At 56.8% G+C, this 15316-nt stretch carries 12 protein-coding genes; 1 reads left to right on the forward strand and 11 read right to left on the reverse strand.

All coding sequences use genetic code 11. The features are described from left to right. Window positions 1-621 precede the first annotated feature (621 nt). The 5 genes from EI77_RS14570 to EI77_RS14590 all read right to left on the reverse strand — a co-directional run bounded on the left by EI77_RS14570 (window position 622) and on the right by EI77_RS14590 (window position 6780). Window positions 622-1233 (reverse strand): hypothetical protein, encoded by a 612-nt coding sequence (locus EI77_RS14570; RefSeq protein ID WP_133796023.1) that lies wholly within the window; start codon window positions 1231-1233, stop codon window positions 622-624. 207 nt (window positions 1234-1440) lie between these two features. Then, window positions 1441-1974 (reverse strand): DUF2726 domain-containing protein, encoded by a 534-nt coding sequence (locus EI77_RS14575; protein WP_133796024.1) that lies wholly within the window; start codon window positions 1972-1974, stop codon window positions 1441-1443. 425 nt (window positions 1975-2399) lie between these two features. Next, window positions 2400-2873 carry a hypothetical protein gene (locus EI77_RS14580; RefSeq protein ID WP_133796025.1) on the reverse strand — a complete coding sequence of 158 codons (474 nt, stop codon included), beginning with the start codon at window positions 2871-2873 and terminating at the stop codon, window positions 2400-2402. 1282 nt (window positions 2874-4155) lie between these two features. Then, window positions 4156-5718, reverse strand: coding sequence for a citramalate synthase (gene cimA, locus EI77_RS14585; RefSeq protein WP_133796026.1), 1563 nt, complete (start codon window positions 5716-5718; stop codon window positions 4156-4158). Between the two features lie 327 nt (window positions 5719-6045). Further along, window positions 6046-6780, reverse strand: coding sequence for a Bax inhibitor-1/YccA family protein (locus EI77_RS14590; protein WP_133796027.1), 735 nt, complete (start codon window positions 6778-6780; stop codon window positions 6046-6048). 177 nt (window positions 6781-6957) lie between these two features. On the opposite strand from EI77_RS14590, the gene EI77_RS14595 reads away from it, so the two are divergent. Further along, on the forward strand, window positions 6958-7410 hold the full coding sequence (locus EI77_RS14595; protein WP_133796028.1) for a cupin domain-containing protein: 453 nt from the start codon (window positions 6958-6960) through the stop codon (window positions 7408-7410). A 12-nt stretch (window positions 7411-7422) separates the two neighbouring features. Here EI77_RS14595 and EI77_RS14600 read toward each other — a convergent pair whose 3' ends face one another. From EI77_RS14600 to EI77_RS14625, 6 genes are all read right to left on the reverse strand, one after another. After that, window positions 7423-8058, reverse strand: coding sequence for a LolA family protein (locus EI77_RS14600; protein ID WP_133796029.1), 636 nt, complete (start codon window positions 8056-8058; stop codon window positions 7423-7425). 2 nt (window positions 8059-8060) lie between these two features. Next, window positions 8061-8696 (reverse strand): thiamine phosphate synthase, encoded by a 636-nt coding sequence (thiE, locus tag EI77_RS14605; protein WP_133796030.1) that lies wholly within the window; start codon window positions 8694-8696, stop codon window positions 8061-8063. A gap of 29 nt (window positions 8697-8725) precedes the next feature. Further along, a complete protein-coding gene (gene gyrA / locus EI77_RS14610; protein ID WP_133796031.1) occupies window positions 8726-11395 on the reverse strand; it encodes a DNA gyrase subunit A in 2670 nt (889 codons plus the stop codon). Between the two features lie 62 nt (window positions 11396-11457). Continuing rightward, entirely contained in the window at window positions 11458-11829 is a 372-nt protein-coding gene (locus EI77_RS14615) for a hypothetical protein (protein WP_133796032.1), read from the reverse strand. Between the two features lie 11 nt (window positions 11830-11840). After that, complete coding sequence (locus EI77_RS14620) at window positions 11841-12398, reverse strand: hypothetical protein (protein WP_133796033.1); 558 nt, start codon at window positions 12396-12398, stop codon at window positions 11841-11843. A 45-nt stretch (window positions 12399-12443) separates the two neighbouring features. Continuing rightward, window positions 12444-14999, reverse strand: a complete 2556-nt coding sequence (locus EI77_RS14625; RefSeq protein WP_133796034.1) for a DNA gyrase subunit B — start codon at window positions 14997-14999, stop codon at window positions 12444-12446. Window positions 15000-15316 lie beyond the last annotated feature (317 nt).

Consider the following 15316-nt stretch of genomic DNA (forward strand, 5'->3'; position numbering starts at 1 on the left):
GGGAGTTTTGGTTTGGGGGTTTGGAAAAAGGTGGGGGAAAGGAGGGGTCGAAGGTTTGGATTTGGTTGGTTATGAGATGGTTATGTTTACTTTTAACATTTCTTAAATAATAATGTTTTGAGGGGCTTTTTTGGGGGTGCCTGGGCTTTTGATTGGGGTTAAGGAGGTGGTTTGGTATTTATACTCGCCGTTGGATTAAATGGTTATCGCGATAACAATCGTTTATTTATGTGTAGATGATGAGTGATTTAAGGATTTATTGTCTGTGGTGATGTTGAGCTTGAAATTTAGAGCCGATGCTGAATGGGGGTGGGTGGTGATGGCTATGTAGATGATTGCAGAATGGGCGTTGGAAAGGGTTTGCTTGAATATTAATATATCTTTATTATTAATGTGTTATGAGGGGTTATTACGTTTTGAATGGGTTTCGTTGGATTTTGTATTTATATTGATCAACGTAGCTTTATTCATAGTCGGATTGACTTGTGTCACGGGTTTATCGATTTTTGCTTAGGATTTTAGGCGTGGACTGCCCGGTGGAGGCGCTGCGGCTCGGTGCATTCCTGAAACCTTCCACGTCCTGGCGGACGCAGCTACATGGGGGCTTCCTGGGGGCGTTGGTTAGGACAGGAAGCTGAAGAAATTTGGGGGGTATTCTTGGGCTTGGCTGAGCTGGCGGCTGGTGGCGTTGACTTTTTGGACGGAGTCGCGGGCGGGGAAGAGGCTGGTGCGGACGCGGGCGATGTGGGCCGTCACTTCTTTGGCCGGATTGGGGATCAGGTCGGGGTAGGTGGCGTATTCGGCCAGGTAGTGGTACACACGGTCCTCGAAGGTCTGGACCTCTTTTTCGAGGGTGAGGAGGTGGGTTTCGGCCTGGATCAGTTCGGGCAGGAGTGCGGTCTCTGGCTGGAGGGATACGAGCTCGAATTTGATGCGGGTAAGAGCTTCGCGATGGGAAACGACGGTGGGGATGGTGATTTCAGCACCGTCTTTTTTGAATTCGTCTTCCAGTTTGTTGAGGGCGGTGAGCAGGGTTTCCAAGGCGGAAATCTGGGTCCGGCTTTCCAGTCCGGACAGAGCCAGGAGTCCTTTGAGGCGGTGATGGCGATCCACTCTCTGGGCATGACGCTGGGCGAGAAAGGCCAGCCAGGCTCCGAAAAAGGCGGCTCCTGCTGCGACGGCGAGGCCGAATGAAACAGTCAACAACTGGGCGAGTTCCACGTCAGTATTCATAACTAAAAGGCCCTGGAGGGAGTGATGGCCGAAGCGACGCTATCGGGGCCAGCGAGGCCGGGTGAGGGGAGAATATTCTAAAAGACGGCGTGCAGATAGCAATCCTGGGCGCTCCGATCAAGCGACAATGCGGGGTATTTATGCCCCTGAGCCGACAAAGGGTAGGGCGGCTCCGTCTTTGCGCTGGGGCTGTCTCCCGAAGGAAATTCAGCGCTGGGAGAGGATGGAGGCGATTTTTTGGCGCAGTTCGGCCGGGCTGTAGGCTTTGCGGGCGGGCATTCTCAGCAGAGGTAGGCCCGCAGAGGCCAGGGCGGAATCCACCATCTGGTCCCGCTGGATGCGCTTTTCTCCTTGATGGCTGGCATCGTCCAGCTCGATGGCGAGGACGGGGGAGAGGTCATCGGCGCGGCAGATGAGGAAATCGATGTGCTTGGCGCTGATCCGGTTGAAAGCCTTTTGCCACTGGGAACCCGACAGGCCTTTCTGCGGGGTGATGACATCGGCGATGCGGACTTTAAAAGTGATGAGATGCGCGGGGGAAAGGGCGGACTGAAGAACCCCGAAAAAGGAACGTTCCGCTGCGGTTAGAAGGGCATCGTGCAGCCGGTATTTGAAGGACTCGCCTCTGCCGCCCCGTTTGCGGGTGATCCATGGCAGCACCGCGCTCAGCACCATCAAGATGGCAGCGGCAGCCAGTAAGATGGGCAGCCACGGGGCGAGAAGGTCGAGGATTTTGGACATGGGGGACTGAGGCACCGATTCAGTGGGCTGGCGAATGGGTTTGGGGTGAATGATGGCTGCGAATGCGTGGCCTGTCTGGCTGGGGATTATCTGCGGCAAAGAGTCTGTCCTAGCTCTCAGCCTGAGGCCGGGCAACCGGGCGGGAAAGGAGGATTTCAGACGTGCTTATGCGTCTTTCCATTTTGAACCTTCGGTTGTGAAGGGGTCAGAAACGGTAGCAAGAGTTGGATTTCCTCTTTAAGCGGCCTAAGGGTCGAATCATGCCGACCAGGGCAGGGCACCCACTCAAAAGAGGGGCTGAATACGCGAAATCCCATTGGGCACGCGTCGCTGTGTTTCTGAACCCTTCATTGTTTTGCTGATAGCCGACTGGTAATCGGGGCGCTGGAAACGCCGAGCTAAATTGTGCAGAGTTCCAAAAAGTGTCAATCAAAATTATAGATGTCTAGGTATGGAGTAAATTTTTTTCGCAGAGTGCCGATTTCACCTACCATGCTTTCAAAGATTTGATTCTCAAGTCCAATGGCCTCCAGCTTCCTAGGATCGCCTGCAGGTAAATCCGAGCCTTTGCCTGAATCAAAGGCAGTTTTTAGTGCATGCCCTCTTTTATCCAGGTCTTGCAGGTAGTCTTTAATTTCGGGACCGAAGAGAAATTCTGCATGAGAAACGGCTAAGTAAAATTGAAACAACGCTGATCCATCTATTTTGCCGCTCCCCAAAATCGAATTCAAATATTCTCGAGTTGCAAAAAAAACTTGAAGGCGCTTGTCGAAAAGGTCCGCCTTCAATTTATGCCGAGCCAAACGAAATTGATGATAGGCGATTATGCCTGTAGCAACACCAATTGATGTCGTCGCTAGCACTTGGATGAATTTCAGAAGCAAATCAGCACAGTTCATAAAAAAAGCGTCGGAGCCTAACGACTCCGACGCTTAATGCCATCCTGTTACCAGCAGAATGACGAACTGAAAGGTTCAAAGAATCAGCAAGAGGAGTGTAATACTCCGTAATACACGCGCAAGCACAATTCTCCCGGCTGTCAACCTTTTACATTTCACATTACATACATTGTATGTAGTTATTGAATGAGGGGTTGAAGGTCGGATTTGGGGGCCTGGGTGGGGTTATGAGGAGGTTGGCCTTTGGTGGGAGGGTTGCGCCTGGTCTGGTGGTTTCAAGGTGGCACGCGGGAGGATGGCCGTCGAAAGCAGAGCGGTTTTTTATGGGAGGCGGGATGCTGGGGGCTTCGGGGACGCTCTTGGTGAGGACGTGCGAAATTGGCGATTCGTGGGGCGATGTCTCGCCCTTGCAGGGCTTTGGGAGAGGACTTGTGGGCGTGTATTCTCACCCAGGGCTGCGCTCGCTAAGGCTCGTTGGCCCTGGGCTTTGGTGTCGCGCCCCTTTGGGGCTGGGGGCGATGGGGATTTTTTGGTACAGCGTGGCGGGTGGGAATGGTGGAAGCACTTTGAATAGTGGCGGCTGCGCCGCTGGGGTTTTGGATGCGGACAGGAGTGTCCGCGCTCCGCTGTGAGGGCGAGACGCCCTCACTCCTTGTTTTCCGGCATGCCGCATGAATGCGGGACTACACAACGGATTGCGGACAGGGTGTGTGTGTGCTCTGCTGTGGGGGCGAGACGCCCTCACTCCTTGTTTTCCGGCATGCCGCATGGATGCGGGACTACACAACGAATTGTGGACGGGAATGTGTGTGCTCTGCTCGGCACGGAGATTGTTGCCTCACCTTCTGTGATATGAGGGCGAGACGCCCTCACTCCTTGGGATGCTTGCGGGGGCCTTTTGTGAGGTGAGGCCGTTTAGACGCGGGCGGGAGTGGTGGTAGTACTTTGAAGTGGCGGCTGTGCCGCGTATGGTTTGAATGCGGACGGGAGTGTGTGTGCTCCGCTATGAGGGCGAGACGCCCTCACTCCTTGGTGACTCTGCTCGGGCGGGTTAGCAAAGTGGGTTGGATCTTGATCGAGGTTTTGGCGAGCTAAAGCTCGGGAGTACTTTGGCGGGGCTGGGCGGGGCTTCGAAATCTGAGGGATTTACTAGATTTGATGTCTGGTACGGGGGAAGCGCAGGCGGATGGCTATGCCCAATGGCTGGGGGGAACGAAGGAGGGCAGGAGGTGGCCCCCCTGCCCTGCTATTTTGAGTTTTTTGGACCGTGCTGGAGGGCGGTTTAGGGGCGCTTGAAGAGGTAGTATTCGAGGCTGTCCACGAGGGCCTGCCAGCTGGCATCAATGACGTTGGTGGAGACGCCGACGGTGCCCCAGGTGCGGGTGCCATCGCTGCTGACGACGAGGACGCGGGTCTTGGCGGCGGTGCCGCTGCCGCTATCGATGATGCGCACTTTGTAGTCTTCCAGGCGGACCTGGGCGATGTGGGGGAAATGCGGGAGGAGGGCTTTGCGGAGGGCTTTATCCAGGGCATTTACGGGGCCGTCGCCTTCGTCCACGGTGTATTCGGCGTTGCCATTGACCTGGATTTTGACGGTGGCCTCGGTGGTTTCACCTGTGCGACCGGGGTGGTGGCGGTGGGTGGTGTGGTATTCGATGAGGTCGAAAAGCTGGGTCTGCTGGCCGAGCTGCTTGCGGATGAGGAGCTCGAAGCTGGCCTCGGCGGCTTCGAATTCGAAGCCTTCGCTTTCGAGGTGCTTGACGGTGGCGAGGATTTTTTGGACTTCGGGGCTGCCTTTGGTGAGGGGGACGCCCATGCCTTCGGCCTTCATGAGGACGTTCGACTGGCCGGACATGTCTGAGATGGTGATGATGCGCTCATTGCCGACGAGGGAGGGATCCACGTGCTCGTAGGTGCGGGCGAGCTTTTGGACGGCGTGGACGTGGAGGCCGCCCTTATGAGTGAAGGCGGCGAGGCCGACGTATGGGGCGCGGATATCGTGAGGGACATTGGCAAGCTCATCCACGAAGAAGGCGAGCTCGCGGAGGCGGGTGAGGTCGATGCCGAGATCGTAGCCCATTTTGAGCTGAAGATTGGGCATGACGGTGATGAGGTTGCAATTGCCGACGCGCTCGCCGTAGCCATTGATGGTGCCCTGGACCTGGCAGGCACCGGCGCGGACGGCGGCGAGTGCATTGGCGACGCCGACGCCACCGTCATTGTGGGTGTGGATGCCGACGGGGCAGCCGAGGTGGGCGATGACCTGGCGGGTGACTTCCTCTACCCATTCCGGGAGGGCACCGCCATTGGTCTCGCAAAGGACGACGAGGTCTGCGCCGGCGTCTTTGGCGGCTTTGACGGTCTTGAGGGAGTATTCGGGGTCTTCGCGGAAACTATCGAAGAAGTGTTCGGCATCGTAGAGGACTTCGCGGCCGTGCTTTTTAAGATAGGCGACGGTATCGGCGATCATGGCGAGGTTTTCATCCAGGCTGACCTGGAAGACTTCGGTGACGTGAAGGGGCCAGGTCTTGCCGACGATGGTGACGGCGGGGGTCTGGGCATCCAGGAGCATCTGGACCTGGGCGTCGTCCTCGACTTTGATTTTGCCACGGCGGGTCATGCCGAAGGCGGTGATTTTGGCGTTTTTCCAGGTGCGCTTGGCGGCCTCCTGAAAGAAGGCGGCGTCTTTGGGATTGGAGCCGGGCCAGCCGCCCTCGATGTAATGGACGCCGAATTCATCCAGGCGCTCGGCGACGCGGATTTTATCGAGGGTGCTGAAGGAGATGCCGGTGCCCTGGGTGCCGTCACGCAGGGTGGTGTCATAGATGGTAACTGGAACTGACATGGATGGGATTAAAAAGAGGTCAAGGGGGTCAAACAAATGTCAACGAGCGGAAGCAAAGGGACGAGGTTGACGGATCATCCCGGATGAACGCGGGAGCGATGATGTGCCACAAAGAGCGCACTTTGGCGCGGGCGACAACAGGCCATGACGGACTCCTAGGGCTGCGTTAGGCGCAGAGGAGCCCGATGATAATTCGAATACCGAAGATGGCTGGTTGGCTGGCCATGGGAGCGTGCAAAATAACGCAAGGCCCAAGGCAGGCAAGAAGAGGTTTGGGGATTTTTTAAGGATCCCCTTTTGCCTGACGTGAAGGATGAGGCGTGGGGATCAATCCCGGCGTGCGAGCTTGGAGAGCAGGCGGAGGATTTCGATGTACAGCCAGACGAGGGTGACGAGGAGGCCGAAGGCGGCGTACCACTCCATGTACTTAGGGGCACCGTTGGCGCAGCCGTTTTCGATGAAGTCGAAATCCAGGACGAGATTCAGGGCGGCGATGACGACGACGAAGGCGCTGAAGCCGATGCCGATGAGGCCGCTTTCATGGATGTATGGGATCTGGATGCCGAAGAAGCCGAGGACGATGGTGGTGAGGTAAACGAGGGCGATGCCACCGGTGGCGGCGAAGATGCCGAGTTTGAAGTTTTCCGTGGCGCGGATGAGGCGCATGGAATAGGCGGCGAGCAGGGCGAGGCAGGTGCCGCCGGTGAGAAGGACGGCCTGGAGGGCGATGCCCTGGAACTGCTTTTCATACATGGCGGAGATGCCGCCGAGGAAGAGGCCTTCTGCCAGGGCATACATGCTGCCGGTGACGGGTGACCAGGCGGGCTTGAAGCTGGTGATGATGGCGAGGACGAATCCTGCGATGGCACCGCCGACGATCCACGTCATGGCGGAGCCGGGGTTTTCCATGGCCATATTCCAGGTATAGACGGCCGTGAAGAAGGTCATCAACAGGAAGAGACCGGTCTTATTCACGGTGCCCTGCAGGGTCATCTGCTTTTCCCCAGGGACGACGACGGGTGCGAAGGTGGACTGGTTGAGCAGTGGATTTGAGGTGCGCATGGTGGCGAGATATTACGCGTAAGATTTCCCCTGCCTAGCGATTTTTTAAATGGGCAGGTCGGGCGGCAGTGAAGGCGGATTTATGGAACCGGCGGTGGTTGGTATCGGATAGGTGGAGGTGGGAGGAAGCGAGGCTGGGAGATTGATCTGGGAATGGGGGCTGGCTAGGATGATGGTATGCCTGACTCCCCTGCCCGCTTTATCCAGACTGACGATGCTGCCCGCGAGACGAATGCGTGGACGAGCAATGAATGGCTGTGCCGGCCGGATCTGGTGGAAGCGGATAAGCTGCTGATGGTGCGGGCCAACATGGCACCGATGCACTGCCACCCTTTTCACTGCCATCCGCACCGGGAGGAGATCATCTATGTGATCTATGGGCGGGCGGAGCAATGGGTGGGCGAGGAGTGCCGGATCCTGAAGGCGGGCGAGATGGCACACATCCCGCCGGGAGTGGTGCATGCGACGTATAATCCACATGCGGAGCCGCTGGTGTTTTTGGCTATCCTTTCCCCGGCGAAGCTGCCGGATGATCTGGCTGCAGTGCCTGATCCGCAGGATGTGTCCGGTGAGGAGCGGTGGGCGAAGCTGCGTGAGGGGCGGGTGGCGTGCCGGACGATGGAGGGCTGAGCGGGTCCTTTTTTACCTGGCCAGGAGCTGGGCCTTTTCGGCGATGGAGACGGATTGAGGCTCTGAAAAGGTCATGGTGAGCGTGGCTCCATCTCCCTGGAGGACGCGCAACTGGAGCAGGCGGAAGGTTTTGGGGGAGATCTGGAGATCTAGCTGGCGGAGATGACGGCGGATGAAGGGGGCCTTTGGACGGAGGGAGATGGCAGTGACGTCCGGTGTCTGCTCGACGGCATCGACGAGGAAGTGCTGCTGGAGTTCTTCGGGGGAAGCTTCCTGGCCGCTGAGGAAACGGGACCACATGCGGTAGCGGGCATCTTTTTCATCCAGGGGCTGCCAAGCGCCGTCTGCACCTTCCCGGACACGGAACTCTGACTGATCCCGAACGAGGATGGTGGCGGCGGGCTGGCCGAGCTCCCAGCGGAAGGCTCCGTCTTTGAAGCGCCAGAATTTACCGGAGGTGGTGAGTGGGGCCTTCAGCGCGGGGGTGGTGCGGGTCTGGCGGAAGGCGACGACCATGTCTGGCATGTCCTTTTGTGCCTCGGCCCACTGCATGAGCATGGGGGGAAGTGGCTTTTGAGCCTGGGCGTTTGCAGCCAAGGGAGAAACGGCCAGCAGCAGAAGCAGGCGAAAGGTGGATGAAAAGGACATGGTCAGTGCAGTGAGGCTTTGATCTGACGTACATACGACTGCACATCCGGTGCCAGCAGGAAAGCTGAGACAACGACGACACGCCGGGCCCCTGCGGAGAGGATTTCAGGGAGGCGGGCTTCATTGACACCGCCGATGCAAAAGATGGGCAACTGCACCTGCTGATGAACGGTGGTGATGTCCTGAAGGCCGATGGGGACATAGTCTGGCTTTGTGCCGGTGGCATAAAGCGGCCCGAAGCCGATGTAATCCGCCTGCTCCTCCTGCGCGGCGATGGCCTGGGCGAGGCTGTGGGTGGATTTGCCCACAAAAACGCCGGGGCCGACGATGGACCGGGCCTTGGCCACGGCGTCATCATCCTGGCCGACGTGGACGCCCTCGCTGCCGATGCTAGCGGCGATTTCTAAATGGTCATTGATGATCAAAGGCACCCGATACTGCCGGGTGATGGGATGCATCAGCCGGGCGAGTTTTTCGATCTCCTGAAGAGGGAGCTTTTTGGCTCGCAACTGCAGCAGATCCACGCCCCCTTCACACAAGGAGGCAGTCATCGCCTCCACCTGCGCGGGGGCGCAGTAACCGAGATCCACGATGCCATAAAGGCGTGAGGATTGGAGGTCAGGGAAAGCGGATGACATGCCAAGGGAACTCAGATGACGGGCGGTGATCAGGACTCGGGGGTATCGGATTCAGAGGCTTCGGAAGGGGCGCTGTCTTCAGAAGGAGTCTCGGTGATTTCTGACGTTTCACCTTCAACTGCGATGACTTCACCCTCTTCATTAGGGGCGGTCTCGTCCTCTTCATCGGCGATCACGGTGGCCACGTCCTGGATGGTTTCATCCTTCTTGAGGTCCATGAGTTTGACGCCTTGAGCGACACGTCCGGTTTCGCGGATGCCTTTGTCACCACCAACGCGGATGCGGACGTTCTGCCCTTTGCTGGTGATGAGCATCAGCTCGTCATCATTATGCACGGCGATGGCGGCGACGACCTTGCCGGTCTTCTCGGTGATGTTGATGGTCTTGACACCTTTGCCACCGCGATTGATGAGGCGGTAGTCTTCAAACGGGGTGCGTTTGCCGAGGCCTTTTTCCGAGACAATGAGGAGCTGGGTATCGGGTTCGACGGCGGTGAGCGCGACGAGGTAGTCTCCTTCATCCAGACGAATACCGCGAACGCCGGCGGCTCCACGGCCCATGGCGCGGATGTCGGTTTCCACACAACGCAGGCACATGCCTTCACGGGTGGCGAAACAGATCTCGCTATTGCCGTTGGTGAGCACCACATCCACGAGGTCGTTCCCTTCCTCGATGTTGATGGCGATGATGCCGTCCTTGCGATAGTTCTTGAAAGCTTCGAGGGCGGTTTTTTTGACGGTGCCGTCCTTGGTCGCGAAGAGGACAAACTTGTCCGGGCTCCACATGGCATCATCTTCCACGCCTTGGGCTTCCAGGCGGAGAACGCTGTTGATCTTTTCTTCAGGGCGCAGGTTCAGCACGTTTTTGATGCTGCGGCCACGTCCGGTGCGAGGGGCCTCCGGGAGCTGGTAAACACGCTCTACATAGACGCGCCCGGTATTCGTGAAGAATAACAAAAAGTCATGCATGTTGGCGCTGAAGAGCGTCTCCACGAAGTCGTTCTTGTCCTCTTTGGTGGCGGCTTCGCGGGCCTCCATGCCTTTCAATCCCTTGCCACCGCGTGCCTGCAGGCGGTATTCGTTGGTGAGCGTGCGCTTCACATAACCAAAGTGGGTGAGCGTGACGATGTTGGCGTCGTTCGGGATAAGATCAATGGTTTCGATCCCTCCGCCCATGGCATCAATGCGGGTGTAACGCGGGGTACCGTGCTTGGCTTTAATGGCCTGTAGTTCGTCCTTGATGATGGTCAGCACGCGATGCTCCTTGGCCAGGATGTCCATCAAGTCGGTGATGGTGGAGAGAAGCTCGTCGTAGTCGGCCTTGATCTTGTCCCGCTCCATGCCGGTGAGCTGGTAGAGGCGCAATTCCAGGATTTGATCCACCTGAGTATCGGTGAATACATAGCGATCACCCTGGATGCTGGGCTGGTTGCGGATGAGAATGCCGAGGCGCTCTGCCGTGGCGACACTGAACTGGTAAGCCTTCAGGCCGGCACGGGCTTCATCACGATTGCGGCTGTCGCGGATGATTTTGATGAAGTCATCCAGGTGGCCGAGAGCCAGCAAGTAGGCTTCGAGTTTTTCAGCCTGCTGTTCCGCCTTGCGCAGGAGGAAGCGGGTGCGGCGGATGATGACCTCGCGGCGATGCTCGATGTAACAGGCGATCGCGTCCTTGATGCTGAGCACGCGCGGGCGGCCACCATCAATGGCCAGCATGTGAATGCTGAAGCTGCTTTCAAGAGCGGTGAATTTATACAGGTTGTTCAGGACGACCTGAGGGCGGGCATCGCGCTTGAGGTCAACCACCACGCGGGTGTTTTCATCGGACTCATCACGGACGGAAGTGATGTCCGCGATGATCTTTTCATTGGCCAGTTCAGCAATGCGCTTCACCAGTTCCGCACGGTTCACGTTGTACGGAATTTCCGTGATGATGATCTGCTCGCGGTTATTGTTTTCAACGATTTCAGCCTGACCGCGCACACGCACGCTGCCGTGGCCGGTTTCCATGTATTCGCGAATGCCGTCGAGGCCGTGAATCACACATCCAGTGGGGAAATCGGGGCCTTTGATGAACTGGGCGAGGCCGCTGTTGGTGATGCCCGGATTGTCAATCTGAGCACAGACTCCATCCACAATTTCCCCGAGGTTATGGGGAGGCATGTTCGTGGCCATACCGACGGCGATGCCGGTGCCGCCGTTAACCAAAAGGTTAGGAAAGGCCGCCGGGAAGACGGTTGGTTCCGTCAGACGTTCATCATAGTTTGGAACGAAATCCACGGTGTCCTTCTCCATGTCGGACATCAGCGTGCCGCCCAGGGGCGTCATGCGGGCTTCCGTATAACGCATGGCTGCCGGAGGGTCACCTTCCACCGAGCCGAAGTTCCCCTGAGGATCGATCAGCGTCTCACGCATTGCCCACGGCTGGCCCATGTGGACGAGTGTGGGGTAAATGACCGCTTCACCGTGAGGGTGATAGTTACCCGAAGTATCGCCGCAGATCTTCGCGCACTTCATCTGCTTCTTCGGCGGATACAGACCCAGCTCATGCATCGCATACAAAATGCGGCGCTGGGAAGGCTTCAACCCATCCCGCACATCCGGCAGCGCACGGGAGATGATGACTGACATCGAGTAATCAAGAAAGGAGTTCTTGACCTCGTCAGCGACTGAGATGGGACGGGTGTTGGATTCTTGCATGGGAAAGGGGAAAGCGGGAGTGGAAACAGTGTTCAGTAATCAGTATTCAGACATCGGCGAAGTCAGGCGCGATGCAGGGCGTTGGCAGAAACGAAGAGATTGCGGACGCGAAATTCAGGAGGGCTTTCTTGCAACAGAATCATGCGCAAGCCGTGGGTTTTGGCGGCAAAAAAGGGATGGTCGAGAACACGCTTGGATTCTTGGGCCCAAAGAGGGGCAGCGAAGCCGTATTGATGAGACATCCAGGATGCAGCCGCGGCCAGGTACGCATCGGCGACGCCTTCGTCTTGAAGTTTTGATTCAAGCAAAGCAGGTTCATCAGCGAGCAGATCAGGCGAAGGAGCCTCGCGAAAGCGGTCCAGATAGTCACGCAGTGCATATCCAAATTCCTGTTTGGAGGAGACTTCGGAAAACTGGGCAGACAAAGTGGTCATGGACTGGCCTGTCATTGGACACCTCCTTCTTCCAGCATGATTTCTTCAACGAAATAGCGGGTTTTGGGGGACAGCCTGGATTCGTCGTAATAGCGTGAAACGATTTCTAGCACCTGATTTGCGTCCTTGAGTCCAAGATGCCGGATCAAGGTTTGAACATCCGCCATGTCACCGGAGGTATCGTAATCACCAGTTCGTGCCGCCAGGCATTTCATTGCCAGCAGATAATGGGCAGAGGGCCGAAGAACTCGAAGATGAGTGAATTGCGGCATACCATCAGCAACGAGATCTCCCGCACTGGATACCCAGCCTTTCACTCCATCATTCAACCATGCCTGGGGCAGATCCAACTCCTGAGCCACCTCTTCAACTGCGCCCGATACTACGGCTTTGGGAACAAAAATTCCATCCACATCACGTGTGCTCTGGCGGGCATCAAAGGCCAGGATCATGGCCGCGCCTCCAAAAATGCACAGCTCTCCCGTCACCTCTTTGGCGGCAAGCTTCCCATTTAACGCCGTGAGGGCATCAATGATCTGCTCTTTGGAAAGCTGGAAATTGGAAATCATGAACAGTTCCTTGCCCTGGACAGGAGTGAAAGCCGGCCAGAAGGATCAAACATCCAAGTTCCGCACGTTCAGCGCGTTCTCTTCGATGAAGTGTTTGCGAGGTTCGACGACGTCGCCCATGAGAATGGTGAAGATGCGTTCGGCTTCCTGGGCGTTGGATTCATCCAGCTTGATCTGCAGGAGGGTGCGCTTGTTCGGGTCCATGGTGGTCTCGAAAAGCTGCTTGGCGTTCATTTCACCGAGACCTTTGAAGCGCTTGATTTCCATGCCGCGTTTGCCGATCTCCATCACCTTATCGAGGATGCCTGGGATGCTGAAGACTGGGTGCACTTTGGCATGGTCGCCCTCGCCTTCGATGACTTCGAAGAGGGGTTTGTCCTGGCTGCTGAAGTGGTCCACATGCAGGCCCAATTCATCCAGATGTTGGAAGCGTTTTTTCATGCCGTGAGCCTCATGAATCTCGATGAGACGGGCGCGGCGATGAGCCTTGGGTGTGGGGGAACCGTTGGCCTCAGGATCCACCTCGGGCTTGCCGAAGAGATGAAGATCATTGTTTTCACGGGCAAAGGCGGCGAGCTGCTCATTGCCAAGGAAGTAAAGGATTCTGGCTTCATTGCCCTCGCGGATGGAGACGAGGTAATGAGGAAGGTTGCCGGATGTCTCATCGCGCGCCTGGAGGTAGGTCTCAAAGTCACCGCCATGACGCCGGATGATGTCGGCAAATTTGGCCACCGGAACGAGTTGCTCAAGAATAGACTGGAGGCGCTCATCGGCTACGGTGCTGCCATCGGCGATGTTGCGGAGGCTGATCTCGCCAGATCCCATTTCCAGGAGCATGGCGTCCATTTCAGCATCGTCCTGCACGTATTCCTCGCGCTTCTTGCGAGTGACCTGATAAAGGGGCGGCTGGGCGACGTAAATGTGGCCGCCTTTGACTAGTTCCGGCATCTGGCGGAAGAAGAAGGTAAGCAAAAGCGTGCGAATGTGGGAGCCGTCCACGTCGGCATCGGTCATGATGACGATTTTGTGGTAGCGCAGCTTGTCAATGTTGAAGGAGCCTTCGACCTCGCTGTCGCCACCAATGCCAGTACCGATGGCGGTGATCATGGTCTGGACTTCCTTGTTTTGGAGGACCTTTTCCAAGCGGGCTTTCTCGGTGTTGATGAGCTTGCCTCGCAGGGGCAGGATGGCTTGATTGTGACGATTGCGGCCCATTTTGGCAGAACCACCGGCGGAGTCACCCTCGACAATAAACAGCTCAGTTTTGGAAGGATCGCGCTCGGAGCAGTCGGCTAATTTGCCAGGAAGACCACCGCTGCTCATGGCGTCCTTGCGGATGGCCTCGCGGGCCTTGCGGGCAGCTTCGCGGGACTTGGCCGCGATGATGATGTTATTGATGACGGTGACCGCAATGTCCGGGGTCTCGTCAAAGAAGCGCATTAAGCCTTCATAAACGATGGAACTGACCACGCCCTCCACCTCACCATTGACCAGCTTCACCTTCGTCTGGGAGTTGAAACGCGGGTTTGGCAGCTTCACACTGAGCACGCAGATCAGGCCTTCCCGGCAGTCATCACTCTCGATATCTGGCAGCTTGTCTTTGAAGCTCTTCGGATTGCTGTTGATGTAGGCTTTAACCGCACGTGTCAGGGCTGCTTTAAGGCCGCTGTAATGGGTACCCCCGTCCGGGTTGGGAATGGCATTGGCAAAACACAGTGTCTGCTCATTAAGGCCCTTGTTCCACTGGAGCACGCAGTCCACGAGGATGAACTTGTTCTTGTCATCAATGACGATTTCACGGCGTCCGGCCAGAGCGATGGCATCGGGGTGGATCTTATCTTTATCGGCCCCGAGTTCGCGGACGAATTGCTTGACGCCTTCTTTGTAAAACAGGACTTCCTGACGTGGCGTCTCTGCGCGCTCATCGGTCAGGGTGATGCGGATTCCAGGGTTCAGGAAAGCCAACTCACGCAAACGGACCAGCAGACGCTCAAAGACGAAAACCGTCGTAATCGTGAAGATGGTGGCATCCGGGAAAAATGAAATCTTGGTGCCTGTGGTGGTTGGCTCGTCGAGGTCACCCAGCACCGTAAGGGGTTCCGTTGTTTTACCACGCTCGAAGCCGATGGCGTAGATTTTGCCATCGCGGAAAACCTCGCACTTGAACCAATCGGAGAGGGCGTTGACGCACTTTGCGCCCACCCCGTGAAGACCACCGGAGAACTCGTAAGCGCCATCGCCAAATTTACCGCCTGCGTGGAGGCTGGTCAGCACGAGTTCCACCGTCGGGATGCCTGCCTTGGGATGCATTTCCACAGGGATGCCGCGTCCATCGTCCTGGAGGCTGATGGAGCCGTCGGTGTGGATGTTGATCCAGATGTTTTTGCAGTAACCGGCGAGGTGTTCATCGATCGAGTTATCCACCACTTCAAACACGCAGTGGTGAAGGCCGCGCTCATCGGGGTCGCCGATGTACATGCCGGGACGAAGGCGGACGGCTTCCAGACCTTCGAGTTTTTGAATTTGATCGGCCCCGTAAGCTTGGTCGAGAGCTACGGCGGTGGAATTTGAATCGATGGATTCAATGATTTCGTCTGGCATAAAAGTTGTCGTTTTTCCATCGCCTGAGTCTGTCCAAAAACCCGCTTCAGAAACGTGCTCGATGGGGAGGATTTCAGGGTAGCAAGATGCCTCATCCTGCCAAGGATTTTTGATGAAAAAAACACGATTTTTGCATGGCTTGATTCTGGTCATTCGAAATCGCGCTCAAAGCCTGTGATTTCGGGCGTTCCACACGCATCCCCCTCCCCACGTTCCACAAGCTGAAATGCACGCATTCAAGACCGAATCAGGCCACCCAGAAAAGGTCTTCTTTTTGCCTCTTTTGTACTTTCAAAAGGTAGATCTGTGATTTTCTG

The organism is Prosthecobacter fusiformis, from assembly GCF_004364345.1.
Classification (GTDB): domain Bacteria; phylum Verrucomicrobiota; class Verrucomicrobiia; order Verrucomicrobiales; family Verrucomicrobiaceae; genus Prosthecobacter; species Prosthecobacter fusiformis.

Bases quoted from the DNA above. Each gene is read 5' to 3' on its own strand.
- gyrA (WP_133796031.1), bottom strand. From the start codon at position 11,395: ATGCAAGAATCCAACACCCGTCCCATCTCAGTCGCTGACGAGGTCAAG.
- EI77_RS14580 (WP_133796025.1), bottom strand. From the start codon at position 2,873: ATGAACTGTGCTGATTTGCTTCTGAAATTCATCCAAGTGCTAGCGACG.
- EI77_RS14620 (WP_133796033.1), bottom strand. From the start codon at position 12,398: ATGATTTCCAATTTCCAGCTTTCCAAAGAGCAGATCATTGATGCCCTC.
- EI77_RS14575 (WP_133796024.1), bottom strand. From the start codon at position 1,974: ATGTCCAAAATCCTCGACCTTCTCGCCCCGTGGCTGCCCATCTTACTG.
- EI77_RS14570 (WP_133796023.1), bottom strand. From the start codon at position 1,233: ATGAATACTGACGTGGAACTCGCCCAGTTGTTGACTGTTTCATTCGGC.
- thiE (WP_133796030.1), bottom strand. From the start codon at position 8,696: ATGTCATCCGCTTTCCCTGACCTCCAATCCTCACGCCTTTATGGCATC.
- EI77_RS14590 (WP_133796027.1), bottom strand. From the start codon at position 6,780: ATGCGCACCTCAAATCCACTGCTCAACCAGTCCACCTTCGCACCCGTC.
- EI77_RS14615 (WP_133796032.1), bottom strand. From the start codon at position 11,829: ATGACCACTTTGTCTGCCCAGTTTTCCGAAGTCTCCTCCAAACAGGAA.
- EI77_RS14595 (WP_133796028.1), top strand. From the start codon at position 6,958: ATGCCTGACTCCCCTGCCCGCTTTATCCAGACTGACGATGCTGCCCGC.
- cimA (WP_133796026.1), bottom strand. From the start codon at position 5,718: ATGTCAGTTCCAGTTACCATCTATGACACCACCCTGCGTGACGGCACC.
- EI77_RS14625 (WP_133796034.1), bottom strand. From the start codon at position 14,999: ATGCCAGACGAAATCATTGAATCCATCGATTCAAATTCCACCGCCGTA.
- EI77_RS14600 (WP_133796029.1), bottom strand. From the start codon at position 8,058: ATGTCCTTTTCATCCACCTTTCGCCTGCTTCTGCTGCTGGCCGTTTCT.